The sequence below is a fragment of the Polaromonas sp. P3_B4 genome (assembly GCF_056402835.1).
The window spans coordinates 1,964,402-1,989,387 of record NZ_JBFUGQ010000001.1; the positions used below are offsets into that span (position 1 = coordinate 1,964,402).

The 24,986-nt window shown below is 60.9% G+C and carries 22 protein-coding genes; 6 read left to right on the forward strand and 16 right to left on the reverse strand.

Annotated elements, in window-relative coordinates; translation table 11 throughout:
• Window positions 1–2: 2 nt before the first annotated feature.
• The 7 genes from AC1DVV_RS09365 to scpA form a co-directional block, all read right to left on the reverse strand.
• Window positions 3–566: a hypothetical protein gene (locus tag AC1DVV_RS09365; protein ID WP_457306605.1), complete on the reverse strand. Its 564-nt coding sequence runs from the start codon at window positions 564–566 to the stop codon at window positions 3–5.
• Between the two features lie 130 nt (window positions 567–696).
• Entirely contained in the window at window positions 697–2,229 is a 1,533-nt protein-coding gene (locus AC1DVV_RS09370; RefSeq protein WP_457280406.1) for an acyl-CoA carboxylase subunit beta, read from the reverse strand.
• 31 nt (window positions 2,230–2,260) lie between these two features.
• On the reverse strand, window positions 2,261–3,133 hold the full coding sequence (locus AC1DVV_RS09375) for an alpha/beta hydrolase family protein (protein WP_457280405.1): 873 nt from the start codon (window positions 3,131–3,133) through the stop codon (window positions 2,261–2,263).
• A complete protein-coding gene (gene meaB, locus AC1DVV_RS09380; RefSeq protein WP_457280972.1) occupies window positions 3,130–4,158 on the reverse strand; it encodes a methylmalonyl Co-A mutase-associated GTPase MeaB in 1,029 nt (342 codons plus the stop codon). Before meaB ends, AC1DVV_RS09375 begins: the two co-directional genes overlap by 4 nt.
• Entirely contained in the window at window positions 4,158–4,625 is a 468-nt protein-coding gene (locus AC1DVV_RS09385) for a GNAT family N-acetyltransferase (RefSeq protein ID WP_457280404.1), read from the reverse strand. Before AC1DVV_RS09385 ends, meaB begins: the two co-directional genes overlap by 1 nt.
• Before the next feature lie 162 nt (window positions 4,626–4,787).
• Window positions 4,788–5,276: a hypothetical protein gene (locus AC1DVV_RS09390; protein ID WP_457280402.1), complete on the reverse strand. Its 489-nt coding sequence runs from the start codon at window positions 5,274–5,276 to the stop codon at window positions 4,788–4,790.
• Between the two features lie 32 nt (window positions 5,277–5,308).
• Window positions 5,309–7,471 carry a methylmalonyl-CoA mutase gene (scpA, locus tag AC1DVV_RS09395; RefSeq protein ID WP_477707185.1) on the reverse strand — a complete coding sequence of 721 codons (2,163 nt, stop codon included), beginning with the start codon at window positions 7,469–7,471 and terminating at the stop codon, window positions 5,309–5,311.
• 220 nt (window positions 7,472–7,691) lie between these two features.
• Here scpA and AC1DVV_RS09400 point away from each other — a divergent pair, with 220 nt between their 5' ends.
• Window positions 7,692–8,327, forward strand: a complete 636-nt coding sequence (locus tag AC1DVV_RS09400; protein ID WP_477702564.1) for a GntR family transcriptional regulator — start codon at window positions 7,692–7,694, stop codon at window positions 8,325–8,327.
• Between the two features lie 37 nt (window positions 8,328–8,364).
• Here AC1DVV_RS09400 and AC1DVV_RS09405 read toward each other — a convergent pair whose 3' ends face one another.
• The 6 genes from AC1DVV_RS09405 to AC1DVV_RS09430 form a co-directional block, all read right to left on the reverse strand.
• On the reverse strand, window positions 8,365–9,924 hold the full coding sequence (locus AC1DVV_RS09405) for a SpoVR family protein (protein WP_457280399.1): 1,560 nt from the start codon (window positions 9,922–9,924) through the stop codon (window positions 8,365–8,367).
• Complete coding sequence (locus AC1DVV_RS09410) at window positions 9,921–11,195, reverse strand: YeaH/YhbH family protein (protein WP_457280971.1); 1,275 nt, start codon at window positions 11,193–11,195, stop codon at window positions 9,921–9,923. Before AC1DVV_RS09410 ends, AC1DVV_RS09405 begins: the two co-directional genes overlap by 4 nt.
• A gap of 63 nt (window positions 11,196–11,258) precedes the next feature.
• A complete protein-coding gene (locus AC1DVV_RS09415; RefSeq protein ID WP_457280398.1) occupies window positions 11,259–13,181 on the reverse strand; it encodes a PrkA family serine protein kinase in 1,923 nt (640 codons plus the stop codon).
• 453 nt (window positions 13,182–13,634) lie between these two features.
• Window positions 13,635–14,582, reverse strand: a complete 948-nt coding sequence (locus tag AC1DVV_RS09420; protein ID WP_457280397.1) for a DMT family transporter — start codon at window positions 14,580–14,582, stop codon at window positions 13,635–13,637.
• Window positions 14,575–15,645 (reverse strand): tRNA dihydrouridine(20/20a) synthase DusA, encoded by a 1,071-nt coding sequence (gene dusA, locus AC1DVV_RS09425; RefSeq protein ID WP_457280396.1) that lies wholly within the window; start codon window positions 15,643–15,645, stop codon window positions 14,575–14,577. The genes AC1DVV_RS09420 and dusA overlap by 8 nt, the downstream gene beginning before the upstream one ends.
• Before the next feature lie 73 nt (window positions 15,646–15,718).
• Entirely contained in the window at window positions 15,719–16,204 is a 486-nt protein-coding gene (locus AC1DVV_RS09430) for a hemerythrin domain-containing protein (protein ID WP_457280395.1), read from the reverse strand.
• Between the two features lie 290 nt (window positions 16,205–16,494).
• Between AC1DVV_RS09430 and AC1DVV_RS09435 the strand changes: the two genes are divergently transcribed.
• The 5 genes from AC1DVV_RS09435 (at window position 16,495) to AC1DVV_RS09455 (ending at window position 20,934) form a co-directional block, all read left to right on the forward strand.
• Window positions 16,495–18,297: a M14 family metallopeptidase gene (locus tag AC1DVV_RS09435; RefSeq protein WP_477689376.1), complete on the forward strand. Its 1,803-nt coding sequence runs from the start codon at window positions 16,495–16,497 to the stop codon at window positions 18,295–18,297.
• 224 nt (window positions 18,298–18,521) lie between these two features.
• Window positions 18,522–18,917, forward strand: a complete 396-nt coding sequence (locus AC1DVV_RS09440; protein WP_457280394.1) for an RNA-binding protein — start codon at window positions 18,522–18,524, stop codon at window positions 18,915–18,917.
• 75 nt (window positions 18,918–18,992) lie between these two features.
• On the forward strand, window positions 18,993–19,526 hold the full coding sequence (locus AC1DVV_RS09445) for a cupin domain-containing protein (RefSeq protein WP_477702561.1): 534 nt from the start codon (window positions 18,993–18,995) through the stop codon (window positions 19,524–19,526).
• Window positions 19,527–19,560: 34 nt separating this feature from the next.
• A complete protein-coding gene (locus AC1DVV_RS09450; RefSeq protein ID WP_457280392.1) occupies window positions 19,561–20,280 on the forward strand; it encodes a glutathione binding-like protein in 720 nt (239 codons plus the stop codon).
• Window positions 20,281–20,313: 33 nt separating this feature from the next.
• The gene (locus AC1DVV_RS09455; RefSeq protein WP_477702560.1) at window positions 20,314–20,934 is read left to right on the forward strand and encodes a DsbA family protein; all 621 of its coding nucleotides are present in this window, start codon (window positions 20,314–20,316) and stop codon (window positions 20,932–20,934) included.
• On the opposite strand, the gene AC1DVV_RS09460 is transcribed toward AC1DVV_RS09455, so the two are convergent.
• The 3 genes from AC1DVV_RS09460 to AC1DVV_RS09470 form a co-directional block, all read right to left on the reverse strand.
• Window positions 20,931–22,640: a cation:proton antiporter domain-containing protein gene (locus tag AC1DVV_RS09460; protein ID WP_457280390.1), complete on the reverse strand. Its 1,710-nt coding sequence runs from the start codon at window positions 22,638–22,640 to the stop codon at window positions 20,931–20,933. The genes AC1DVV_RS09455 and AC1DVV_RS09460 overlap by 4 nt on opposite strands.
• 234 nt (window positions 22,641–22,874) lie before the next feature.
• Window positions 22,875–23,612, reverse strand: a complete 738-nt coding sequence (gene phbB, locus AC1DVV_RS09465; protein WP_457280389.1) for an acetoacetyl-CoA reductase — start codon at window positions 23,610–23,612, stop codon at window positions 22,875–22,877.
• Window positions 23,613–23,752: 140 nt separating this feature from the next.
• On the reverse strand, window positions 23,753–24,931 hold the full coding sequence (locus AC1DVV_RS09470; protein WP_457280388.1) for an acetyl-CoA C-acetyltransferase: 1,179 nt from the start codon (window positions 24,929–24,931) through the stop codon (window positions 23,753–23,755).
• Window positions 24,932–24,986 lie beyond the last annotated feature (55 nt).

The following is a 24,986-nucleotide window of genomic DNA, read 5'->3' on the forward strand; positions in this document are numbered from 1 at the left end:
CCTCAGCGGTTGATAAACATCGTGTAAATCGGTGGATTTTGTGAGCGATCGACAAACACGTAAGCGATGCCGTCCGAGCAGAAGTTGGCGACCTCGGCCGCACTGCCACTCTCCAGTTCTACCCAGTTGTCAATCTGCAGAAACAGCCGGCCGGGCGGCATCCGCTGCGCACCGTTGGCGGTCCAATAGGGAACGCCTCCACTTTTGGTGCACCAGGGGCTCTCCCAGTCGTGGGGGTGTCCAAGCTCCGGCGGCAGCTCAAAGTGGCGTGTGTAATCGTAAAAGGCCTCTTCGAGCTCGGGCGGCGCGCCATCGTCGTCAGTGCGCCAGCTCACGACGCCCAACTCGGACAGCACAGCCGGCAGCCCGTCACTGGCAGCGGCGGGCGGGTCGGTTGCAAGCGTGCCCAGTTGGCTTTGCGGCACCGTGAAGGCGGCGTTTGCGCCGGCATCAGACTCCCAGAAGCTGCAGATACTGTCCCACTCGCACTTGAAAAGGAACAGCACTTCGCCATCCGCGAGCGGAAGTTCAGGAACAGCGGCCGGCAGTTGCGCAAGATGGCTCATGGCCCGCCCGCACTCCTTGCAAACGGGCCAAAGATGCGCGGGCAGCCCCCAGGGCAAGCCGCCCAGCTTGGGCACAAGGCCGGGTGCCGCGCCTTCGCGGAATCGGGGATAGTGGCTGATCATGCTACGTTCACAGCGGGATGTTGCCGTGCTTGCGCCACGGGTTCTCAATCTTCTTGTCCCGCAACATCACCAACGAACGGCAGATGCGCTTGCGCGTCTCATGCGGCAAGATCACGTCGTCGATAAACCCACGCGCGCCCGCGACGAATGGGTTGGCAAAGCGAGCCTTGTATTCGGCCTCTTTGGCAGCCAGCTTGGCCGGGTCGCCCTTGTCTTCACGAAAGATGATTTCCACCGCGCCCTTGGCGCCCATCACGGCAATCTCGGCGTTAGGCCAGGCGAAGTTGACGTCGCCGCGCAGATGTTTGGAGCTCATCACGTCATAAGCGCCGCCATAGGCCTTGCGCGTGATGACAGTGATCTTCGGTACCGTGCATTCGGCATAGGCATACAGCAGCTTGGCGCCGTGCTTGATGATGCCGCCGTATTCCTGTGACGTGCCGGGCATGAAGCCGGGCACGTCGACAAAAGTAATGACCGGGATGTTGAAGGCATCGCAAAAGCGTACAAAGCGCGCTGCCTTGATGGAGCTCTTGATGTCCAGACAACCAGCGAGCACCAAAGGCTGGTTGGCGACGATGCCCACCGTCTGCCCCTCCATGCGAGCAAAACCAATGATGATGTTCTTCGCGTACTCGGGCTGAATCTCGAAGAAATCGCCGTCGTCCACCGTCTTGACGATGAGTTCCTTCATGTCGTACGGCTTGTTCGGGTTCTCAGGCACCAGCGTGTCCAGGCTGAGGTCCATGCGGCCAGCCGGGTCGGCGCTGGGGCGCACCGGAGCCTTTTCGCGGTTGTTCAGCGGCAGGTAGTTGTACAGGCGACGCAGCATCAGAAGCGCCTCGACGTCGTTCTCGAATGCCAGGTCGGCCACGCCGCTGCGCGTGGTGTGGGTGGTGGCGCCGCCCAGCTCCTCGGCCGTGACTTCCTCGTGGGTCACGGTCTTGACGACCTCAGGACCCGTGACAAACATGTAGGAGCTGTCCTTGACCATGAAGATGAAGTCGGTCATGGCGGGGGAATACACGGCGCCGCCGGCGCTCGGCCCCATGATCATGCTGATCTGCGGAATCACGCCGCTGGCCATCACGTTGCGCTGAAACACATCGGCATAACCGCCCAGCGAAGCCACGCCCTCCTGGATGCGGGCGCCGCCCGAGTCGTTGAGGCCAATAACAGGTGCGCCCACCTTCATGGCCTGGTCCATCACCTTGCAGATTTTCTCGGCATGGGCTTCGCTCAGGGCACCGCCGAACACGGTGAAATCCTGGCTGAAGACAAACACCAAACGGCCGTTGATCATGCCGTAGCCAGTGACCACACCGTCGCCGGGAACCTTGTTGTTTTCCATGCCGAAGTCGATGCAGCGGTGCTCGACAAACATGTCCCATTCTTCAAACGTGCCTTCGTCGAGCAGCAGTTCCAGCCGCTCGCGCGCCGTCAGCTTGCCTTTGCCGTGTTGCGCATCGATGCGCTTTTGCCCGCCGCCCAGGCGCGCCGCAGCGCGTTTCTTTTCGAGTTGTTCAAGGATTTCTTGCATGGTGTATTCCGCAATGGTGGGACGGTGAAATTTATTTAACGGGTTCAAACAAAAGGCGCGCGGCGGCCTGGCTCATACGGCGTGAGTCATGCCCCACGCCCGGCACGGTGACACGCTCCCAGGCCAGGGGGGTGCCCAGCTTCTGCGCCTGCGTCTGGGCCTGCTCGAAGAAGTGGGTGCCGCGCTCAAAGCGGTTCACGCCCTGGGCGGTGGCTTGCCTGGCCTTGGGAAGGTTGGCCTCATCGGTTTTTATGTCAGTTTCACCGAGCAGCACGATCAGCTTGCGGGCAAAAACCTGCCTGAGTTTGTCGGGGCTGACAATGCTTTCGTTAAGCGCGTAAGGGAATTTGTCTTCCATCAGACCTGGATAGCGGGGCATGGTGTAACTGCCGGCATTGGCCGCCACGGCGACTGAAACGCGGGGTGCCTCGGTCAGCAGCATGAAGCGGTGCACAAACTGCCCACCTGCCGAGTGGCCGAACAGCAGGTAGTCGCTCGCCGCGAGGCCCTCACCAGCACGGACAAAATCAAAAAGATGCTCGACGATCTGGAAAGACCACTGGGCACGATCACGGCTTTCAATGCCGCCCATGTTGAACAACCTGGAAGAAAACCGCGCCTCGTCAAACTCCGGGGCCAGCACGATGAGTTTATTTTTCTCCGCAAAGGGCATCCAGTTGTCGCGCATGCGCGAGCCCTGCCGCTCCGCGCCGTGGATCACCATCATCACCCGCGCATCCGGACCAGCGCTGTGCGCCTTGTAGTAATGCACCGTGACGGGCTTGTCCGCGAAATAGCCTTTGTCGGTGAAGACAAAACTCTGCGGCTCGCCGGCGACCATGCCGCCGGCCCAGGCGAGGCAGGCCTGCAGAAGCAGTACGCAAAGAATGGCGATTTTCTTCATGAGTTCCCCTCTTTGGATGCCAGGGCCAACAAGCTCCTCGCAGCTGTCGATGCCGCCACTTCGCCACGCGCCACCTCAGCGAGCAGGCCGGGCAGGCGCTCGCGCACTTGCGGATCCTGGCGGAAAGCCTGCTTGAGGCCGGCGTCTATGCGTTCCCACATCCAGGCCAGCGACTGCTGCTTGCGGCGTGCTGCCAGCTGGCCGTTGGCGGTCTGTAGGGCCTTGAACTGCGTCACGGCTTTCCAGAACACGTCCACGCCCTTGTTGTGAAGGGCGCTGAGCTGGATGACTTGCGGGTGCCAGTTCTTGTCGAAGCTGGCGGCCTGCGTGCTATTCATCGCGTTATTGACCAGGCCGAACAGGCGCATGGCGGAAGTAATCTGCGCCTCGGCCCGCATCGCCGCGTCGGCATCGATGTCGGCCTTGTTGATGATGACCAGGTCGGCCAGCTCCATCACGCCTTTTTTGATGGCTTGCAGGTCGTCGCCGGCATTGGGTAGTTGCATCAGCACAAACATGTCGGTCATACTGGCGACGGCGGTTTCGCTCTGCCCCACACCGACAGTTTCTACGATCACCACGTCGTACCCGGCGGCCTCGCACACCAACATGGCCTCTCGCGTCTTCTCGGCCACACCGCCCAGGTTGCCGCCGGAAGGGCTGGGACGGATGTAGGCACGCTCATGCACCGAGAGCTTTTCCATGCGGGTCTTGTCACCCAGGATGGAGCCACCCGAGACTGAAGAGGAAGGATCGACGGTAAGCACAGCGACACGGTGGCCCTGCGCGATCAGGTAGAGGCCCAGCACTTCGATGAAGGTGGACTTGCCCACGCCGGGCACGCCGCTGATGCCCAGGCGCATGGCTTTGCCGGTATTGGGCAGCAAAGCAGTCAGCAACTCGTCGCCTTGTGCCCGGTGGTCGGCGCGGGTGGACTCCAGCAGCGTGATGGCCTTGGCGATGGCGCGGCGCTGCACCATTGGGTCCGGGCCCATGATGGCCTGGAGGAAATCGGGCGCGGCCATCACGTCGCCAACTCCGTCACTGACCATACATAGTGCAGATCCACGCCCTCTTCGCCTTGCAGCACAAAACCGTGGCGCAGATAGAAACGGTTGGCATCACTTTCTTTCAGCGCGGTGAGCCTGACAACCAGACCGCCCTCGCGCGCCTGGGCCAGCACCAGCCGCAGTACCCATGCGCCTATGCCCTGGCCGCTGGCACTGCTGCGCAAATACAGGTGATCAAGCCGCAGGGCCGCTTCGCCTTCAGGCTTGAGCGTGAAAAAACCCACACGCTCGCCATCGAGCAGGATGTGTTGCATGTGCTGCGGAATGAATCCCGCTAACAGGCGCTCGCGCGAGCGCGCAAGGTCAAAGCGCCCGACACGCTCCAGGCTGGGGCGCATGGCGTCGACGCGCAAGGCCAGCATGTCCTCGAAGTCGCCGGCAAGCACCGGCTGCAAGGACAAGCGGGAACTGATGTCTGTCACCGCACACTCCTTTCGCAACAACGGCTTGAATCTGGTCCCGCACATCCGCGGTGCCGGCCAGGATCAACGCGGATGGACTCCATCAGCATGACGACTTTGGCGATGGCGCGGCGCTGGGCCATCGCATCGCCGTCTAGCAGGGCGGTCAGGGTATTCATTGCTTTACCAGCAGGCTTGGCAGTCAACATCAATACTCATGACCCGTCCACTCCTGTGCTCCAGCAGCAGACCGGCACATTCCCCCAGTAGCTTTATCGGGGAGGGCATCGTGGCGCTGATCGGCACCCCGAATTTCTGGCTCACAGATGAAAGCGTCTCGCCAATTTGAACTTGCCTGAGAAAATGCCAATGGGGTTCATTGACCTTGAAGGTCAAAACGCTGATGTCCTGCGACTTCTTCGTTACCAGCAACCTGGCGTTCAAGCCCACAAAATCGAGCGTCCTTATCTCGCAGGAATTTTCTGGCTCGCAATACTCCCCAGCAGACTCGACCGTCTGGCTTTTCACCTTACCCAAAGCCACAGCCTCGCTTAGCTTTTTAGGGAATGAGGACTGCAATTCGCTACAAATCAACGCTGGATCGGCTTTGCTTGTCCTGATCCACTCTTGCGGCGGGTTTGCATACGCATTGAGCGCACCGGCAAGCAGCATGATGGGACTGAGCCTCAAAAACACCCTGAAAATCACTTCAACGCAGCCCGAATCTGTTCCAGCACGTCCTTGGCACTCGCCGGAATCGGCGTACCCGGGCCGTAGATGCCTTTCACGCCGGCCTCGTACAGCATCTCGTAATCCTGTCGCGGAATCACGCCGCCGACAAACACGATGATGTCATCGGCGCCCTGCTTCTTGAGCTCGGCGATGATGGCCGGCACCAGTGTCTTGTGGCCGGCCGCCAGCGTGGAGACGCCCACCGCATGCACGTCGTTCTCAATCGCCTGGCGCGCGCACTCTTCGGGCGTCTGGAACAGCGGGCCCATATCGACGTCAAAGCCCAGGTCGGCAAACGCCGTGGCCACCACCTTGGCGCCGCGGTCATGGCCGTCCTGGCCGAGTTTGGAAATCATCACGCGTGGGCGGCGGCCCTGCTCTTCAGCGAAGGCGTTGATTTCGGTCTTGAGCGTTTCCCAGCCTTCGGCGGAGTCATAAGCAGCAGCGTACACACCGGTCACCTTTTGTGTATCGGCGCGGTGGCGCCCGTAGACTTTCTCGAGGGCATCGCTGACCTCACCCACCGTGGCACGCAGGCGCACGGCCTTGATGCTGAGGTCCAGCAAATTGCCGTTGCTATTTTCGGCGGCGGCCGTCAGCGCGTCCAGCGCAACCTGTACTGCGGCGTTGTCCCGCTTGGCCTTGATGGCCTTGAGCCTTGTGATCTGCCCGTCGCGCACCGCCACGTTGTCGATGTCGCGCGACTCGATGGCGTCTTCGGTTTTGAGCTTGTATTTGTTGACGCCGACGATGACGTCCTTGCCGCTGTCGATGCGCGCCTGCTTTTCAGCGGCAGCCGCTTCGATCTTGAGCTTGGCCCAACCGCTGTCGACGGCCTTGGTCATGCCGCCCATGGCCTCGACTTCTTCAATGATGGCCCAGGCAGCGTCAGCCATGTCCTGCGTGAGCTTTTCCATCATGTAGCTGCCGGCCCAGGGGTCGATCACGTGGGGGATATGGGTTTCTTCCTGGATGATGAGTTGGGTGTTGCGGGCGATGCGGGCGCTGAACTCGGTGGGCAGTGCAATCGCCTCGTCAAACGAATTGGTGTGCAGGCTTTGCGTTCCGCCAAACACGGCCGCCATGGCTTCGATGGTGGTGCGCACCACGTTGTTGTAGGGGTCCTGCTCGGTCAGGCTCCAGCCGGAGGTCTGGCAGTGCGTGCGCAGCATCAGGCTCTTGGGGCTCTTGGCGTTGAAGCCTTTCATGATGCGGCACCACAGCAGGCGCGCGGCGCGCATCTTGGCGACTTCAAGGTAGAAGTTCATGCCGATGGCCCAGAAGAAACTCAGGCGCCCGGCGAATTCATCCACGTCCAGGCCCTTGCCCAGCGCGGTTTTTACATACTCTTTTCCATCGGCCAAGGTGAAGGCCAGCTCTAGCGCCTGGTTGGCACCGGCTTCCTGCATGTGGTAACCCGAGATCGAGATCGAATTGAACTTCGGCATGTTCTGCGCCGTGTATTCAATGATGTCGCCAATGATGCGGATGCTGGGCTGCGGCGGAAAGATGTAGGTGTTGCGGACCATGAACTCCTTGAGGATGTCGTTCTGGATGGTTCCGCTCAATTTGTCCTGGCTCACGCCCTGCTCTTCGGCCGCGACCACATAGCCGGCTAAAACCGGCAGCACCGCACCGTTCATGGTCATGGAGACGCTGACCTTGTCCAGCGGGATCTGGTCGAACAGGATTTTCATGTCCTCGACCGAATCAATCGCCACACCGGCCTTGCCCACGTCGCCGGTCACACGCGGATGGTCGCTGTCGTAACCGCGGTGCGTGGCCAGGTCGAACGCCACCGACACGCCCTGCCCTCCCGCGGCCAACGCCTTGCGATAGAAAGCATTCGACTCCTCAGCCGTGGAAAAGCCGGCGTACTGGCGAATCGTCCAGGGACGCACCGCATACATGGTGGCCTGCGGCCCCCGAATGAAAGGCTCAAAACCCGGCAACGTATTGGTATGGGGAAGGTCTTTGGTGTCCTCAGCGGTGTAGAGCGGCTTGACGCTGATGCCGTCAGGCGTCTGCCAGTTCAACCCGCCCACATCGCCGCCGGGCGCTGATTTGGCAGCGGCTCTGGCCCACACCTCGAGGCTGGCTGCGGGAAATTCAGGTTCTTTGCTGGGCTTGGACATGGGATGGGTTACCGTAACGGGTCTTCACGCCGGGCGTCGCGATGGGAACAGCATAGGCTCAGCATGAGAGGAAGTCATGAATCCGGTCAAGTTTACATCATTTATAATTATTGATGCAAAATTCAGTTTGAAGTAAAATTCCCACTAACTCGCGTGCAGCGCTGATCGAAAGCAACGCCCACTCGAAGCTTTCGCACATTCAAAACACACCTTTATGCCCATGGCCGCAGTGTCCCTGACCCCTCGAGCGCTTTACGAAGAAGTGGCGGAGCTTTTGCGCCAGCGCATCTTCAACCGCGAGCTGACGCCGGGCAGCTGGATTGACGAGCTCAAGCTGGCCGAGGAATACGGCATCAGCCGAACGCCGCTGCGCGAAGCCCTGAAAGTGCTGGCCACCGAAGGCCTGGTCACGATGAAAGTGCGCCGCGGCGCCTATGTGACCGAAGTATCTGAACGCGACCTGGCCGACGTGTACCACTTGCTCGCGCTGCTGGAAAGCGATGCGGCCAGCGTTGTGGCAACCCAGGCCACGCCTGCCCAGTTAAAAGAACTGCAAGGCCTGCACAACGAACTGGAAAAAGCCGTTGCCAATCGCGAACGGTTCTTCGAGATCAACGAAGCCTTTCACATGCGCCTGCTGGAAATCGCCAACAACCGCTGGCGCGACCAGATGGTGGCCGATTTGCGCAAGGTGATGAAGCTGAACCGGCACAACTCGCTGCTCAAAAGTGGCCGCATTGAAGAGTCGCTTGCCGAGCATCGCGCCATCATGCAGGCGCTGTCGTCAGGCGACGCGAATGCCACCGCGCAGCGCATGCGGGAGCACTTCAGGAACGGACTGGAAGCGGCGGCCTGACAACCTGGCCTTCGGCCGACCCCTGAATGGAATGGAATCAGGCCTGCGGCACCGCCTCCCAGTGCTGCACCACCTTGCCATGTTTGTCCACACTTTCAAGCAGGACGGGAAAACCCCAAAGGCGCGCAACATGCTTGATCACCTCCTGGACATCGTCGGTGAGCGTTCGGTCGTTGTGGCGGCTGTGGCGCAAGGTCAGGGAGCGGGTCCCGCGTACGTCAACGTCCCAGACCTGTATGTTGGGCTCGCGGTAATTCAGGTCATGCTGGCGCGACAGCGCCTCGCGTACATGCCGATAACCCGCGTCGTCATGAATGGCCGCCACTTCAAGCTCGGACCTGCTCGCGTCATCCACCACTGAGAAGAGGCGGAATTCGCGTATCAGACGCGGCGAAAGGTATTGCCCGATGAAACTCTCGTCGCGGAAATGCCGCATCGCGTAGTCCAGCGTCTCCAGCCAGTTGGAGCCGGCAACGTCCGGCAACCACTGCCGGTCTTCTTCCGTGGGAGACTCGCAAATGCGTTTGAGGTCGCTGAACATGGCAAACCCCAGCGCGTAGGGGTTGACGCCGTTGTAGCCCGGATGTGTCACCGGCGGCTGGTAAATGACATTGGTGTGGGACCGCAGGCATTCGATCATGAAGCCGTCGGTCAGCAAGCCCTCGTCGTACAGGGAATTGAGCAGCGTGTAATGCCAGAAGGTGGCCCAGCCTTCATTCATGATCTGCGTCTGGCGCTGTGGGTAAAAATACTGGCCGATCTTGCGCACGATGCGGATCACCTCGCGCTGCCATGGCTCCAGCAGGGGCGCGTTCTTCTCGATGAAATACAGGATGTTTTCCTGCGGCTCCGGCGGAAAACGGCGATGGGTTTTTTCGGCCGGCTTGTCGGCAGACCTGGGGACTGTGCGCCACAGGTCATTGAGCTGCTGCTGCAGATAAGCCTCGCGGTCCTTGCGGCGGGCTTCTTCCTCCGCCAGCGACAGCTTCTGCGAGCGCTGGTAACGGTCCACGCCGTGGCTCATCAGGGCGTGGCAGGAATCCAGCAGTTGCTCGACCGCCTCCCAGCCGTGGCGCTCTTCGCACTCGGCAATGTAGGCCCGTGCGTACACCAGGTAATCGACGATGGCGCCGGCGTCGGTCCACATCTGGAACAGGTAGTTGCCCTTGAAGAAGGAGTTGTGGCCGTAGCAGGCATGCGCCATCACCAGCGCCTGCATGGGCATGGTGTTTTCTTCCATCAGGTAGGCGATGCAGGGGTTGGAATTGATCACGACTTCGTAAGCCAGCCCCATCTGGCCGCGTCGGTAATTTTTTTCCGTCGAGATGAACTCTTTGCCGAAGGACCAGTGCCGATAGTTCACCGGCATGCCTACCGAGGCATAGGCATCAATCATCTGCTCGGCCGTGATGACCTCGAGTTGAACCGGGTAGGTGTCCAGGCCGAAGGACTTTGCCTTTCGCGCAATCTCGCCGTGGTAGAGCTCGATCAACTCGAAGGACCAGTCGGATGGGCTGGGCAGGCAGGCATGCCGGCGCCCGGTGCCGGACAAGCCAGGCGCCGCCACTTCGGCAGGCTTTTTTGCGGTCTTTGTCATGGCTTGGCGCCTTTTTTGAACAACTCCCTGAACACCGGGAAAATTTCGTCCGCGGCTGCGACCTTGCGCATCGCGAAATTCCGGTTGTCCTCTTGCACCTGGGTGTACTCCTCCCAGAGGTTCTGGTCCTCTTCACCGACCTGGACATAGGCGAAATACCGCGACACCGGCAGCAGCTTGCCGACCAGCAACTCGCGGCAGCGGGCCGAGTCCTGGTGCCAGTTATCGCCGTCCGAAGCCTGGGCACCGTAGATGTTCCAGTCGCCGGGAGGGTAGCGCTCCTGGATGATCTGGTGCATCAAGGCCAGTGCGCTGGACACCACGGTGCCGCCGGTTTCGGTGGACTGGAAGAACTCCTCTTCGGACACCTCGGCGGCCTGGGTGTGGTGGCGAATGAAGATGACGTCGGTTTTCTCGTAATGCTTCCTGAGGAACAGGTACAGCAGGATAAAAAACCGTTTGGCGATGTCCTTGCGCGTTTCGTCCATGGAGCCCGATACATCCATCAGGCAAAACATGACCGCCTTGGCACTGGGCTGCGGCACCCTGACCCGGTTGCGGTAACGCAGGTCGAAGGGATCAAAAAACGGGATGGTCTTGAGGCGCCGGCGAAGCGCGTCGACTTGTGTCCTCAAGGAAAGAATCTCGTCAGGCAAATCCGGCGCGTCGCGCAGGGCCAGCGCCAGCTGCGCCTCCAGTTCATGCACCTGCCGCCGCGTCTCCCCGCCTATGGCGATGCGCCGGCTGAGCGCGACCCGCAGCGAACGCACCACGTGCAGGTTGGTTGGCGTTCCATCCGAGATGAAGCCGGCACGGCGGGATTTCCATTCCGGCGCATCGGGCAAAAGCTGGGTACGTATGAGATCGGGCAGCGCAAGGTCGTCAAAGAAGTACTGCATGAACTCTTCGCGTGTGATGCGAAAGACAAAGTCGTCTTCCCCCGCGCCGTCGGGACTGGCCTCACCGCCCGACCCGCCGCCGCTGCCACCCTGCGGCCGCGCGATGTGATCGCCGCGCACGTATTCACGGTTGCCGGGGTGCACGGTCTCGCGCGTGCCGCCGGTGTGCCCAAACACCGGCTGGTAAACATCGCGCCGCGGCAATGTGACGTCTTCGCCCTGTTCGATGTCATGGATGCTGCGGCCCGCGACAGCACGGCGCACGGCGTCACGTATCTGCCCGCGGAATCGGCGCAGGAAGCGCTCGCGGTTGCCGATGGACTTGTTCTTTCCCGCCAACCGCCTGTCAATGACTTGCTGGAGCACAGTGATCTCCGGTCACATACACATGACTACACCTGACACAGGACGCGCCGCCACGGCGCGCCGTGGGCCTCAGGAACTCTTGCGTACCCGCAGGTACCAGTCGCACAGCAACCGGACCTGCCGCGTGGTATACCCCTTGGCGACCATGCGGTTGACGAAGTCTTCGTGTTTTTGCTGCTCGTCCGCGCTGGCCTTGGCGTTGAACGAAATCACCGGCAACAGGTCTTCGGTGTTCGAGAACATTTTTTTCTCGATCACGGTGCGGAGTTTTTCGTAGCTGGTCCAGACCGGGTTCTTGCCCGCGTTGTTGGCGCGTGCGCGCAACACGAAATTGACAATCTCGTTACGGAAATCTTTCGGGTTGCTGATGCCGGCGGGCTTCTCGATTTTCTCGAGCTCGGCATTGAGCGCCGAGCGGTCGAAGATTTCACCGGTATCGGTATCGCGGTATTCCTGGTCCTGGATCCAGAAATCGGCGTAGGTCACATAACGGTCGAAAATGTTCTGCCCATATTCCGAATAGGACTCCAGGTAGGCCGTCTGGATTTCCTTGCCGATGAACTCGGCATAACGCATGGCCAGGATTTCCTTGATGTAGGCCAGGTACTTCTGCTCGGTCTCAGGCGGGAACTGCTCGCGCTCGATCTGCTGCTCCAGTACATACATCAAATGCACCGGGTTGGCCGCGATTTCGGTGGAGTCGAAGTTGAACACCTTGGACAAAATCTTGAAGGCAAAGCGCGTCGAGATCCCATTCATTCCCTCATCGACGCCCGCATAGTCGCGGTATTCCTGGTAGCTCTTGGCTTTCGGATCGGTGTCCTTGAGGTTTTCACCGTCATACACCTGCAGCTTGCTGAAAATGCTGGAGCTCTCGGGCTCCTTCAGGCGCGTCAGCACAGCAAACTGCGCCATCATCTTCAAGGTGCCGGGGGCGCAGATGGCGTTGCGCAGCGAGGAGTTGTGAATCAGCTTTTCATAAATCTTCACCTCCTCCGACACGCGCAGACAATACGGAATCTTGACGATGTAGATCCGGTCCAGGAAAGCCTCGTTGTTCCTGTTGTTCTTGAAAGCCTTCCACTCGCTTTCGTTGGAGTGCGCCATCACAATGCCGTCGAAGGGAATGGCGCCAAAGCCCTCCGTGCCCTTGAAGTTGCCCTCCTGGGTGGCGGTCAGCAAGGGATGCAGCACCTTGATGGGCGCCTTGAACATCTCGACAAATTCAAGCAGGCCCTGGTTGGACAGGCACAGGCCGCCGGAATAGCTGTATGCGTCGGGATCGTCCTGGGCGTAAGTCTCCAGCTTGCGGATGTCGATCTTGCCGACCAGCGAAGAGATGTCCTGGTTGTTCTCGTCGCCGGGCTCTGTTTTGGAAATGGCGCACTGCTTCAGGATGGAAGGAAAGCGCTTGACCACGCGGAACCGGCGAATGTCGCCACCGTACTCCTCGAGGCGCTTGACCGCCCACGGCGACATGACCCGCTGCAGGTAACGCGGTGCAATGCCGTACTGGGATTCGAGCAGCGGAAGGTCCTCTGCATTATTGAACAGGCTCAGCGGAGACTCATTAACAGGCGAGCCCTTCAAGGCGTAAAAAGGTACCTGCTCCATCAGCTGTTTGAGCCGCTCGGCGATGGACGACTTGCCGCCGCCCACCGGGCCGAGCAAGTACAGAATTTGCTTTTTCTCTTCCAGGCCCTGCGCGGCATGGCGGAAGTAAGAGACCACCTGCTCGATGGGATCCTCCAGGCCGTAGAAGTCGCGGAACGCCGGGTAGATCTTGATGACCTTGTTGCCGAACAGGCGCGACAGGCGCTGGTCATGCCGGGTGTCCAGCAGTTCAGGCTCGCCAATGGCGGCGAGCATCCGCTCAGCCGCAGTGGCGTAGACGAGAGGACTGCGCTTGCAGGCGTCGAGGTAGTCCTCAATGGACAGCTCCTCTTCTCGCGTCTGTTCATAACGCGTCAGAAAATTACGGACGACATCCATAAAGCCTCCTTTGCGCGCGGGAACCGAAGCACCCCGACTCGTGATGGAAATCTGCTTCAGATTCCGCGCAATGCATCGACTGTTATCTCACACCATGCGATTGATAGATCGCAGCGTCAACGGAAAGTTCCAAGGAACAATCGTCTCCATTATTTTCCAAATGCGCGAATAGGTACAGCGTATTTTTTAACGAATGCGGACGATATGTATGCGTGTGTGCACTATGTCGGCACCATCGCACGTCTGTCTTCATGGTCGTTGAGTTTGCTATTTTTTTAATAGCTCAGTGCGCAGGCAATCAGGCAGCTTTGAATGTTTTGTTGAAGAATGCAAAATCGCTGGCCGCGATTCATTTCAAACCCGGAGCGCATTCAACAGACAAAAATCACACACACGCATTGCATGGACAAACAGCAGGCCACTAGCTGAAGTCACCAATGCGTGTCAGGAATTTCAAGTGCCTTCTGTCAGTATCGGCCCTGAATGTTTTTTAGTCAGCCCCTTGTCGGCGCCCGTTACAAAAAATACGCCCGGCAATATCAATGCAGCACCCAACGCGTGGTGCCAGCCCAACGGTTCGCCCAGCACAACCCAGGCAGCCAGTGCCGCATAGAGGGGGCCCAGGTAAAGCGACACCGCCACACGGCTGGCGCCCAGGATTTTTTGCGCCCAGCCGTAAATCCAGTACGCGCCCAGTCCCGGCACAATCGCGGCCACCACGATCAGCCACAGCCCGTAGCCGCTTAACGGCAGGACATCAGGCCGCGACATTTCCCACACAGTCAAGGGAAGCAACACCAGGCTACCGCCTGCGCAGATGGCCGCCAGCCGGGCCGTGGCGCCAAGCGGGCTGGGCCACTGCTTTTGCAGCAAGGCATAGGCCGCCCATGACACCGTGGCAGCCACGATCCACAGGTCTCCCGCCGAGAACTGCACACCGGCCAGTGCCGTCCACTGGCCTTTGACCACCACATGCAGCACGCCGGCAATAGCCAGCACCACGCCCAAGCCCTGGCGCAGGCCCAGGCGCTCACCAAGCCAGATCACCGCCCCCAGACCTATCAGCACCGGCGACGCCGCATAAATAAGCGCGATATTCATCGCACCAGTGGAACGTGCCCCCTGGTAGACCCAAGCGCCACAAATCACCATGCCCAGGGTGCCCAGCACCAGGTACTGCCACCACACCTTGGCAATGTGGCTGCGCTGGCGCCACAGCTCGGACCGCGTGAGCACCAGCAGAAACAATGCCACCAGGCCCCAGCGCCCGAAAGCCAGCAGATAGGGGCCTATCACGCCCGGCGCCTTGCGCGCCACAATGTAGTTGACCGTCCAGAGCGCCGGTACCAGCCAGAGCAAGGCCAATGCCTGGCGCGCCTGTTTTTGCGCGGAATCAGGCATCGGCCATGGTGGTGGTGTCGACAAGCACTGATGGCGATAAAGCCGGCATTTCGTGTGCCAGCGCCATCACGGCATGCGGCGGCAAGTCGCGCAAGCGGTGGTCGCTCCAGACCTGGCGCCAACGCCGCGCACCAGGCAAGCCGTTGCGCAGACCCAGCATGTGGCGCGCAATGGCGCTCTTGGGCGTGCCATGCTCGGCAGCCTCGCGCACCATGTAGTCACACATCTGCGACTCCACAGCTTCACGGGTTGGCAGGGATTCGGCAGCGCCGAAGAAGGCGCTGTCCCAGGAAGCCAGCCACCAGGGGTTGTGATAGGCCTCACGGCCGATCATCACGCCGTCGAGCACGTTTAGCTGCTGTGACACCTGTTCCAGCGTGTTCAGGCCACCATTGATACAGATGACAAGGTGCGGAAATTCCTGCTTGAGGCGATGCACGAGCTCATAACGCAGCGGCGGCACCTCGCGGTTTTCCTTGGGGGAAAGGCCCTTGAGCCAGGCATTGCGCGCATGCACGATAAAGACCTTGCAACCGGCCTCGCTCACCGTACCCACAAAGTCGCGCACAAACTCATAGCTTTCAGCCTTGTCGATGCCGATGCGGTGCTTCACCGTGACCGGCACATCGACCACATCGACCATGGCTTTCACGCAATCAGCCACTAGCTGCGGCTCGGCCATCAGGCAGGCACCGAAAGCCCCGCGCTGCACGCGCTCGCTGGGACACCCGCAGTTGAGGTTGATTTCGTCATAGCCCCATTGTTCGCCCAGCTGCGCGCAGCGCGCCAGATCCACCGGCTCGCTGCCGCCCAGCTGTAACGCCACAGGATGTTCTTCGGCGTTGAAGCGCAAGTGGCGCTCCACGTCACCGTGGATCAAGGCACCCGTGGTCACCATTTCGGTGTAAAGCAAGGCGTGGCGCGACAGCAACCGGTGAAAGTGGCGGCAATGCCGGTCGGTCCAGTCCATCATCGGCGCCACGCTCAGCCGCCAGGGATGGCCCGGCAATGCGGCAGAGGCGCCAGATGCAGGCGCAGCGGGAAATGGAAAAAGGGCTGACATAGCCCCATTTTCCCAGAAAGGACGCACCCGCAGCTGCGCAGGGTCTTGGCCTGCGCAACCGGCTGAAACCCTGTCAGACTTCAGCGGTCTTGAATTCGTCCATCAGCTCCATTTTGCGCTGGCTCAGCTCGTCGGCCAATGCAACCAGGTCCAGCCTGGACTTGCGGGCTTTGACGAACATTTCCTCGCGCTCTTCCTTCACGTGGTGGTCGATGTATTCGCCCAGTACCGTCACGCGGGCGTCATACAGGTCGTCTTCCGGGTCCATTCCCGATATCTGCGCGATCAGGTCCTTGGCCGTACCGTGCTCCACTTCCGCCTCGTCGAGCAGCGCGTCGTCGTTGATGGCCGCGCGAACTTGAGGATAGAAGATTTCTTCTTCAATTTGCGCGTGTACCGTCAGCTCCTGGCAGATCTTGTCGGCTACTTCGCGCTTCTCCTCGCCGGACGCATGGCTGTCGCATAACTTCCTGAATGTGGTGAAAAGCTTTTTAACGGCAATATGGTCGGCATCCAGCAGATCTACAGCATCGTGCTTTTTTGGAGGTGCTTTGCTCATGGGGATCCTCTTTGGGGTTAATGGTCAGTCTGTTTGTGGGTTGAAATTCAATGCGGCCGGCAAAACCAATCGCCCAGCCAATTTAGGCCGACGCTCGCGCGAGATTTGTGGGAAACCCGGGAGCGCTTTTGTAGGAATACAGGAACCTGGCGGAGCCGAGCGAAAACCGTGGCGGCCTTGCTGCAGAGGTCCGTCTAATTCGCCCGAACCCGCGCGCTGCGGGCTGCCAAGCGGGTAATATGGGCGGCTACACCTCTCCGAACAGTTCAGGCCCTGAAGTGCAGGAACAAATGACGCCGACCATGCCGCACAACTCCACCTCACACGCACACGTTCCGCCCACATTCCGGATACATCCGCTTGTCGCACTGCTTCCGCTGACGTTGCTAATCGCCTGCACTTCAGTACCGCTTCCGCCATGGACGCCACCCTCCACACAGACTTCTGCGCCCTCACCAGCCCCAGCGCCCGCCGCGCAACGTCCTGCGCCTGCGGCCGCTGCGGTCCAGACCTCGCCCGTCGCGCCCCCAACAGCAACGGTCGGCCAACCCGCACCTTATAGCGACGCGGTTGCCGCGCGCTTTCCGGCACCCTCCGTTGTTTACAACACGCCAGGGCTTCAAGCCGGCCGCACCACGTTCACCACGCAGGCCGAGATCCAGGCATGGCTGCGCGAGCAGGCCGCCGCAGCTTCCCGCACGCCCGGGGTCAGGGCTGCCGTGCTGCCCATAGGCCGGTCACAGCGCGGTGAAACACTTGAAGCACTGGTCCTGACCCGCGCCGGCGGCACGGACCCCACGGTAATGCAGTCAGCAGGCAAGCCCACGGTGCTGCTGGTAGGCCAGCAGCACGGCGACGAGCCTGCCGGCAGCGAAGCGCTGCTGGTCATCGCTCGGGAGCTTGCCCAAGGTTTGCTGCAGCCTGCCCTGGACCGCATCAATGTGGTGATTGTTCCGCGCGCCAATCCTGATGGTGCAGCGAATGAGCAACGTGCGACCACAGGTGGGCTGGACATGAACCGCGACCACATGCTGCTCAACACGCCGGAAGCCCAGGCGCTTGCCAGGCTCGCCCGCGATTACCACCCCACCGTGGTAGTCGACGCCCATGAGTACACGGTCGTGGGCCGCTTCCTGCAGAAGTTCGGCAGCGTGCAGAAATTCGACGCGCTGTTCCAGTACGCCACCACCGCCAACCTGCCCGAGTTTTTGACCAAGGCCGCGGAAGAGTGGTACCGGCGCCCTCTGCTGGCAGCCCTCAAGGGCCAAAACCTCACCACGGAGTGGTACTACACCACCTCAAGCGACCTGGCCGACAAAAAAATCTCGATGGGCGGCACCCAACCCGACACCGGCCGAAATGTTTATGGACTGAAAAACGCCATCAGCCTGCTGATCGAAACACGCGGAGTTGGCATTGGCCGCCTGCATATCCAGCGGCGCGTTCACACCCATGTGACAGCCATCACCAGTGCGCTGGCGAGCACCGCCCAGCGCGCGAACGAGCTGCAACAGCTGCGGCCCTACCTCGACAAGGAAGTCGGCGCCAAAGCCTGCAAGGAGGAAGCAGTCGTGGAGGCAGCGCCTACTTCCGCACAGTACGACCTGCTCATGCTCGACCCCGTGACAGGCGCCGACAAGACCGTGTCCGTGGACTGGGATTCTGCCCTTGCGCTGCGCGTCCTTAAAGCTCGCGCACGCCCCTGCGGCTATTGGCTGTCGGCGGCCTCCACCGTGGCCGTCGACCGGCTGCGGCTGCACGGCGTCCATGTGCAGCGCGTTGCCGAACAGGGTTCCATGCTCGGCGACAGCTATCGGGAAACTTCCAGCACCTCGGGCGAACGCCAGGACGTACGCGGCACCATCGCCGACGCCAAGGCCGTTCTCAAAGTCCAGGTCAGCCTGACACGCGGCGTGGTGGACGTGCCTCGCGGCAGCTACTACGTGCCGCTGAATCAACCGCTTGGCAACCTGGTGTTTGCTGCACTGGAGCCCGACACCCAGAGCAGCTACTTCGCCAACCAGCTCCTGCAGGGCCTGCAAAGCACGGTGCGTGTGATGGCTGAGCCGACCATCAAGCTGGAAGACCTTTAGCCCCCACGCTTTTCACTTCGTGTAATGCGCTGCCCCCCAAGGGGGCGCTGCGCCTGCGGCCCGGCAAAGCCGGTTCCGCGGCCCCTGCTGGCATAAGAGGTGAGCCTCGGGCCTGACTTGACGTCTGCGTCTGACAGGAAGAGGATGTGATTGCTGACCGGGAATTTACAGTTTTCGCGCCTTAATGATTCGTTGAACCAACGCAATGCATGAAAGGACTCGCCATGAAGAACTTCGAACTGACCAAAAAAATGCTCAGTATGGGGGGTGTCTTTTACCCCACCGGCTACGCCTTCATCATGTTCCCGAATCTTGAAGACGCCAGGCACGTGGCCCATGAACTGGAAATGGCCAGTAACGGCATCATGCTGCTGACACCGGAAGACATCCTCGAAGACATCGGCAAGGCGGATGGCCATTCGGACGTGAGCCTGCCGCGTGTCGGCACTGAGGGCGCAACAGTTCACAAGTACGTGGACCTCGCACGGGAAGGCCACCACGCGCTGATGATTCCGGTGCCGTCCAAAGACGCCACGGAGCGCATCATGGAAGTCGTGCGGAGGGTGCCTTTTTCCTATGCGCAGAAGTACCACAGCCTGGCGATCGAGGACCTGGAGTAACGCCTGTCCCGCAGGTGCCCAAGGACCATCGGGGCAGATTGAAAACCGGCCCGGGTTTAAGGCACACTGCGCCTCATGCCCCTGCCCAGCCACACGCCAGATCCATTCACTACAGCGCCCCGCGCCCGCCAGCTCATTGAACAGCTGCGGCTGAAACCGCATCCCGAAGGAGGCTGGTACTGCGAGGTGTTCCGCTCCACACAGCAAGTTGCGCCGCAGGACGGAAGACCGGTGCGCAACGCACTGACCTCTATTTACTTTCTGCTTGACGCCACACAGCACTCTCGCTGGCACCGCGTTCTTTCTGACGAAGTGTGGGTCCATCTGGAGGGCGCACCCCTCGATCTCTGGACATGGAACGCGGAGGACAACCGCCTGAGCAGCACGGCGCTGGGCCCTGTCAGCGTAGCAACCACCCCTCAACACGTTGTAGAGGCCGGCCTTTGGCAGGCAGCCAGGCCACAGGCGAATGCCGCGATGGGCTACACCCTCATGGCCTGCATGGTGGGTCCGGGCTTTGATTTTTCCGACTTCCGGATGATGGAGCCGGGCGGCAACGAAGCCCGGCAAATCGCCGCCGACTATCCACAGCTGGCGCCATTGATCTAACGCTCAACAAGTTCAAAAACCCCGAGGATTTCCCATGATTGACCTGCACTACTGGCCTACACCCAACGGCTGGAAAATTTCCATCATGCTGGAAGAATGCGGCCTGCCTTACCGGCTGGTCCCGGTGAACATCGGCAAGGGTGAGCAGTTCACGCCGGAATTTCTCGCGATCAGCCCCAACAACCGCATGCCGGCCATCGTCGACCACGCGCCTGCCGGCGGCGGGGCGCCTGTGGCGGTGTTTGAGAGCGGCGCCATCCTGGTGTACCTGGCTGAAAAGACCGGCCGCTTTCTGCCTGCCGAATTGCGCGAGCGCTACCAGGCTATGCAGTGGCTGATGTGGCAGATGGGTGGGCTCGGTCCCATGGCGGGGCAAAACGGGCATTTTCTTTTGTATGCGCCGGACAAAATCCCCTATGCGATCGAGCGCTACAGCAAGGAAGTGGACCGCCTTTACGGCGTGCTCGATGCGCAACTGGCACGAACCGGTGTGCATGTGGCGGGTGCTGCTTACTCCATCGCCGACATGGCCATCTTTCCCTGGGTGCGTACACACAAGGCTCAGCAGGTTGACTTGCAAAAATTTCCCCATGTACAACGCTGGTACGACGCCCTGTTTGAAAGGCCTGCCGTCAAACGCGGGCTGAACCTGGGCAAGGAACTGCGCGCACCGGCGCTGACCGATGAGGCACGCAAGGCCCTGTTTGGCCAGACAGCGCAAAGCGTACGGGACGGCGCGCACAAGGTTTCCTGACCCCCTTTTCCTTCCTCAAAAATCGAGATACCCATGATTGAATTCTTCTTCGACTGCTCCAGCCCCTGGACCTACATCGCTTTTCGCAACATCCAGCCGCTGGCAGCCGAGTTAGGGGAAGCCATTCGCTGGCGGCCGGTGCTGGTAGGAGGCATCTTCAACAGCGTCAACAAAGGCATTTATGCCGCGCGGGAAGAAATGAATTCGCCGAAGAACCGCTATACGCTCAAGGACGTGCAGGACAACGCGCGCCAAGCGGGCCTGAAGATTTCATTTCCACCCCAGGTATTTCCGGTCAACAGTGTCAAGGCCATGCGCGGCTGTCTGTGGATTGCACAGGATGCCACGGCCGAGCTGCACTACCTTGAGTTTGTCGAAGCCACCTTCGCGGCGTATTTCACCCGTGAGGAAGACATCTCCCAAGACGAGGTGCTGACCGCCATCTGCCGACAGACCGGCATCAACGCGGAGGCATTTTTGACCGGCATTGCACAACCCGATATCAAGGAGCAGCTCAAGGCCAACACCGACGAAGCGATCCGGCGCGGTGCGTTCGGTTCACCCACCTTCTTTGTGGGTAACGACATGTATTTCGGCAACGACAGGCTAGCGCTGGTGCGCTCCGCCGTGTTGCGGGCCAAAGCAAGCACCTAATGCGCTGCGGTTGACGCGCCCGCGGTGCCGGCGCGCTCCAGCACATGGCGCGCCATGGACTGCGCCAGCTCCTGTTCACCGAGGAAGACCTTGCCGGCCTTCTCGTTGTCGAGCAGGCGCGCCTCGGCCTCGTTGTGGGTGCGTACCACGGTTTCAATGGCCGGATTCAGTGAACGCGCAGTGGCGACCATACGTCTGACGTCCAGCGTGTCGGGCGTCGCGATCACGAGCATGCGCGCCTGCGCGATGTGAGCCTGAACCAGAACTTCCGCCTCCACCGCATCGCCAGACACGGCCGCGATACCCTGTTCCCGAAGCTGTTCCACTGCCTCGCGATTCTGCTCTGCCACCACAAACGGAATGTGATGGGACTTCAGTGCATCGGCGATGCGCCGTCCTACCCGTCCATAGCCCACCAGCACCACATGATTCGACAAATACTTCTGGTCGGTCGTGACCGGCAGCTCCGCCGTCGGGTCATCGCGGGCCTCCAGCTTGCGCGCCAGGGGTGACTTCGCCAGGATCCATTGCTGCAAGGGTTCAACGGCCTTGAAGACCAGCTGGTTGAGTGCAATCGAGATCAGCGCACCCGCCAGCACCAGGCTTTGCCCTTCGGGGGGCAGCAGACCCAGCGATGCACCCAGGCCCACCAGAATGAACGAGAACTCGCCGATCTGCGCGAGACTGGCCGAGACGGTGAGCGCGGTGTTCAGGGGATAGCGAAATACCATCACCAGCAAGCCGGCCGCCAATGTCTTGCCGACGATGATGATGCCCACCACGGCCAGCACCTGCAGTGGCCGCTCCAGCAATACCCAGGGGTCGAACAACATGCCCACCGACACGAAAAACAGCACGGCGAAAGCGTCGCGCAATGGCAGCGACTCTTCAGCAGCCCGGTGGCTGAATTCAGATTCGCGCATCACCATGCCGGCGAAGAAGGCGCCGAGCGCAAAGGACACACCAAACAGCGCCGTCGCGCCGAACGCGATGCTCACGGCGGCGGCCACCACGCACAGCGTGAACAGCTCGCGCGAGCCAGTGCGCTGCACCTGCCACAGCACCCAGGGGAAGAAGCGGCGCCCCACCACCAGCATCAGCGCCACAAAACCGCCCACCTGCAGCAGCGTAATGCCCAGTGTTTTCCACAGCGCATTGACATCGGCATCGACCTTGCCCGACAGCCAGCCGCCCAGCGGCGGAAGAAGAACGAGCACCAGCACCATGGCCAGGTCCTCCACGACCAGCCAACCCACGGCAATCCGCCCATTGACCGAGTCGAGGATGCCGCGGCTTTCAAGGGCCCGAAGCAGCACCACGGTACTGGCGACCGACAGCGACAGGCCAAACACCAGCGCCCCGCCGAGGTTCCAGCCCCACCAGTGCGCAAGGCCCATGCCGAGCGCGGTGGCAACCGTCATCTGCACGATGGCGCCAGGCACCGCGATCTTGCGCACCGCCAGCAGGTCGTCCAGCGAGAAATGAAGCCCGACGCCGAACATCAGCAGCATCACCCCGATTTCAGCGAGCTGGCTCGCGATCTCCGCATCCGCCACAAAGCCGGGCGTGAACGGCCCGATGATCACACCCGCGAGCAGGTAACCCACCAGCGCGGGCAAACGCAGCCGCACGGCGAGAAAACCAAAAATCAGGGCCAGACCCAAGCCGGCGGCAATCGTGCTGATCAGGGAAACGCTATGGGGCATGCGAAAGGGATTCCTTCTGGAAACGATCAAGAGCCCGTTCAGACTCAAGGGAAAGCCTGCGACGCAGCCCGGCATGCGGGCTGTCCCCGTAGAACATGTCTCTTTAATTTACTACAGACGATTGAAATGGCCCATGGCCAATTCCCCACGCGTTCGCAGGTTGTTTACGCCAAACAGTCAGACATTAAAAAACCCGCCGAAGCGGGTTTTGATCAACCGCCCGGACGACGGTGCTCAGCCCATGTGCAGGCCGCCATTGAGCGAGAAGTCGGCGCCGGTGGCGTAGCCGCCTTCATCGGACGCGATCCAGGAAATGATGGAGGCAATCTCCTCGGGCTGGCCGAGCCGTTTGGCGGGCACGCCTGCGACGATTTTCTCCAGCACGTCAGGGCGTATGGCTTTGACCATGTCGGTGCCGATATAGCCGGGGCTTACCGTGTTGACCGTCACGCCCTTGGCGGCCACCTCTTGCGCCAGCGCCATCGTGAAGCCGTGCAGACCGGCCTTGGCGGTGGAATAGTTCACCTGGCCGAACTGGCCCTTCTGGCCGTTGACCGACGAGATGTTGATGATGCGCCCGAAACCCGCTTCAATCATGCCCTCGATGACCTGTTTGGTCACGTTGAACATGCTGTTGAGGTTGGTGGAGATCACGGCATCCCAATCGGCCTTGCTCATCTTGCGGAACTGGCCATCGCGCGTGATGCCGGCGTTGTTGACCAGCACAGCCACGGGGCCATGCTCGGCCTTGACCTTGTCAAAGGCCGTGACGGTGGAATCCCAGTCGCCGACGTTTCCCACGGAAGCATAAAAAGTATGGCCCAGGGCTTTTTGCTCGTCGAGCCATTTGGTGAAGTCGCGCGTGGGGCCGCATCCGGCGATCACCGTGAACCCATCCTTGTCCAGCCGTTGGCAGATGGCAGTTCCAATGCCGCCCATACCGCCCGTGACATACGCTACTTTCTTTGCCATTTCGCTCTCCTTGATTTTGTGAATTATTCGAAACCGTTTACCTGATGACTTCCCTGCCGAACGGCCCACCGTGATTCGCTATCGATTTAATAGCTGCTTGCGCACGGTGCAAGCCAGTCTCAGCCTCTTTTACCTTATATTCAGCGTTCCAGTGTGAGGGCAACCCCCATGCCGCCGCCGATGCAGAGGCTGGCAATCCCTTTTTTCGCATCGCGCCGCGCCATTTCGTGCAGCAGCGTCACCAGGATGCGGCAGCCGGACGCGCCAATCGGGTGGCCGATCGCGATGGCGCCGCCGTTGACGTTGACCTTGCTGGTGTCCCAGCCCATCTCCTTGTTCACCGCGCAGGCCTGGGCAGCAAAGGCTTCGTTGATTTCGAGCAGGTCGAGGTCCTGGGCCTTCCAGCCTGCGCGCTGCAGCGCCTTGGTCGACGCGGGTACCGGGCCCATGCCCATGTAGGCCGGGTCGAGACCGGTGGTTGCGTAGCTGGCGATGCGCGCCAATGGCTTGAGGCCCAGTGCGGCGGCTTTTTTGGCCGTCATGACCATCACCGCGGCAGCGCCGTCATTCAGGCCCGAGGCATTACCGGCCGTCACACCACCAGCCTTGTCAAACGCTGGGCGCAGGCCCGCCAGGCCTTCGGCGCTGGTTTTGCGGTTGATGAATTCGTCCGCGGCAAATACCACCGGATCACCTTTTTTCTGCGGAATGGTGATGGAGATGATTTCATCCTTGAACTTGCCGGCGTCCTGCGCGGCCGCGGCCTTGGTCTGGCTGCCCAGGGCCAAGGCGTCCTGCGCCTCGCGGCTAATCTCGTATTTCTTCGCCACGTTTTCGGCGGTAATGCCCATGTGGTACTGGTTGTAGACATCCCACAGGCCGTCGACGATCATGGAGTCGATCATCTTCCAGTCGCCCATGCGCTGGCCGTCGCGCGAACCGTTGAGTACGTGCGGCGCGGCGCTCATGTTTTCCTGGCCGCCGGCAATGACGATTTCGCTGTCACCCGTGGCCACAGCCTGCGCTGCCAGCATGACGGCTTTGAGGCCGGAGCCGCAGACCGCATTGATGGTCAGGCCCGGAATGCCGTTGGGAAAACCTGCCTTGATGACCGACTGGCGTGCCGGGTTCTGGCCGACACCGGCGGTCAGAACCTGGCCCATGATGACCTCGCCGAGCTGGTCGGCGCTGAGGCCGGAACGCTCCAGCACACCCTTGATGACGGCTGCGCCGAGCTCGGTTGCGGGTATTTTGGCGAGCGAGCCGCCGAATTTACCGACGCCGGTGCGGCCGGCAGCAACGATAACGATGTCTTCCATGATGTGTCCCTTTTGAAGTTTTAGGATGCGTTTATGAATGCGTTTATAAATGCGG

What these genes read in the sequence shown, in the direction of transcription:
- AC1DVV_RS09365 (WP_457306605.1), bottom strand. Translation starts at nt 566, where the DNA reads ATGAGCCATCTTGCGCAACTGCCGGCCGCTGTTCCTGAACTTCCGCTC.
- AC1DVV_RS09370 (WP_457280406.1), bottom strand. Translation starts at nt 2,229, where the DNA reads ATGCAAGAAATCCTTGAACAACTCGAAAAGAAACGCGCTGCGGCGCGC.
- AC1DVV_RS09375 (WP_457280405.1), bottom strand. Translation starts at nt 3,133, where the DNA reads ATGAAGAAAATCGCCATTCTTTGCGTACTGCTTCTGCAGGCCTGCCTC.
- meaB (WP_457280972.1), bottom strand. Translation starts at nt 4,158, where the DNA reads ATGGCCGCGCCCGATTTCCTCCAGGCCATCATGGGCCCGGACCCAATG.
- AC1DVV_RS09390 (WP_457280402.1), bottom strand. Translation starts at nt 5,276, where the DNA reads ATGCTGCTTGCCGGTGCGCTCAATGCGTATGCAAACCCGCCGCAAGAG.
- scpA (WP_477707185.1), bottom strand. Translation starts at nt 7,471, where the DNA reads ATGTCCAAGCCCAGCAAAGAACCTGAATTTCCCGCAGCCAGCCTCGAG.
- AC1DVV_RS09400 (WP_477702564.1), top strand. Translation starts at nt 7,692, where the DNA reads ATGGCCGCAGTGTCCCTGACCCCTCGAGCGCTTTACGAAGAAGTGGCG.
- AC1DVV_RS09405 (WP_457280399.1), bottom strand. Translation starts at nt 9,924, where the DNA reads ATGACAAAGACCGCAAAAAAGCCTGCCGAAGTGGCGGCGCCTGGCTTG.
- AC1DVV_RS09415 (WP_457280398.1), bottom strand. Translation starts at nt 13,181, where the DNA reads ATGGATGTCGTCCGTAATTTTCTGACGCGTTATGAACAGACGCGAGAA.
- AC1DVV_RS09420 (WP_457280397.1), bottom strand. Translation starts at nt 14,582, where the DNA reads ATGCCTGATTCCGCGCAAAAACAGGCGCGCCAGGCATTGGCCTTGCTC.
- dusA (WP_457280396.1), bottom strand. Translation starts at nt 15,645, where the DNA reads ATGTCAGCCCTTTTTCCATTTCCCGCTGCGCCTGCATCTGGCGCCTCT.
- AC1DVV_RS09430 (WP_457280395.1), bottom strand. Translation starts at nt 16,204, where the DNA reads ATGAGCAAAGCACCTCCAAAAAAGCACGATGCTGTAGATCTGCTGGAT.
- AC1DVV_RS09435 (WP_477689376.1), top strand. Translation starts at nt 16,495, where the DNA reads ATGACGCCGACCATGCCGCACAACTCCACCTCACACGCACACGTTCCG.
- AC1DVV_RS09440 (WP_457280394.1), top strand. Translation starts at nt 18,522, where the DNA reads ATGAAGAACTTCGAACTGACCAAAAAAATGCTCAGTATGGGGGGTGTC.
- AC1DVV_RS09445 (WP_477702561.1), top strand. Translation starts at nt 18,993, where the DNA reads ATGCCCCTGCCCAGCCACACGCCAGATCCATTCACTACAGCGCCCCGC.
- AC1DVV_RS09450 (WP_457280392.1), top strand. Translation starts at nt 19,561, where the DNA reads ATGATTGACCTGCACTACTGGCCTACACCCAACGGCTGGAAAATTTCC.
- AC1DVV_RS09455 (WP_477702560.1), top strand. Translation starts at nt 20,314, where the DNA reads ATGATTGAATTCTTCTTCGACTGCTCCAGCCCCTGGACCTACATCGCT.
- AC1DVV_RS09460 (WP_457280390.1), bottom strand. Translation starts at nt 22,640, where the DNA reads ATGCCCCATAGCGTTTCCCTGATCAGCACGATTGCCGCCGGCTTGGGT.
- phbB (WP_457280389.1), bottom strand. Translation starts at nt 23,612, where the DNA reads ATGGCAAAGAAAGTAGCGTATGTCACGGGCGGTATGGGCGGCATTGGA.
- AC1DVV_RS09470 (WP_457280388.1), bottom strand. Translation starts at nt 24,931, where the DNA reads ATGGAAGACATCGTTATCGTTGCTGCCGGCCGCACCGGCGTCGGTAAA.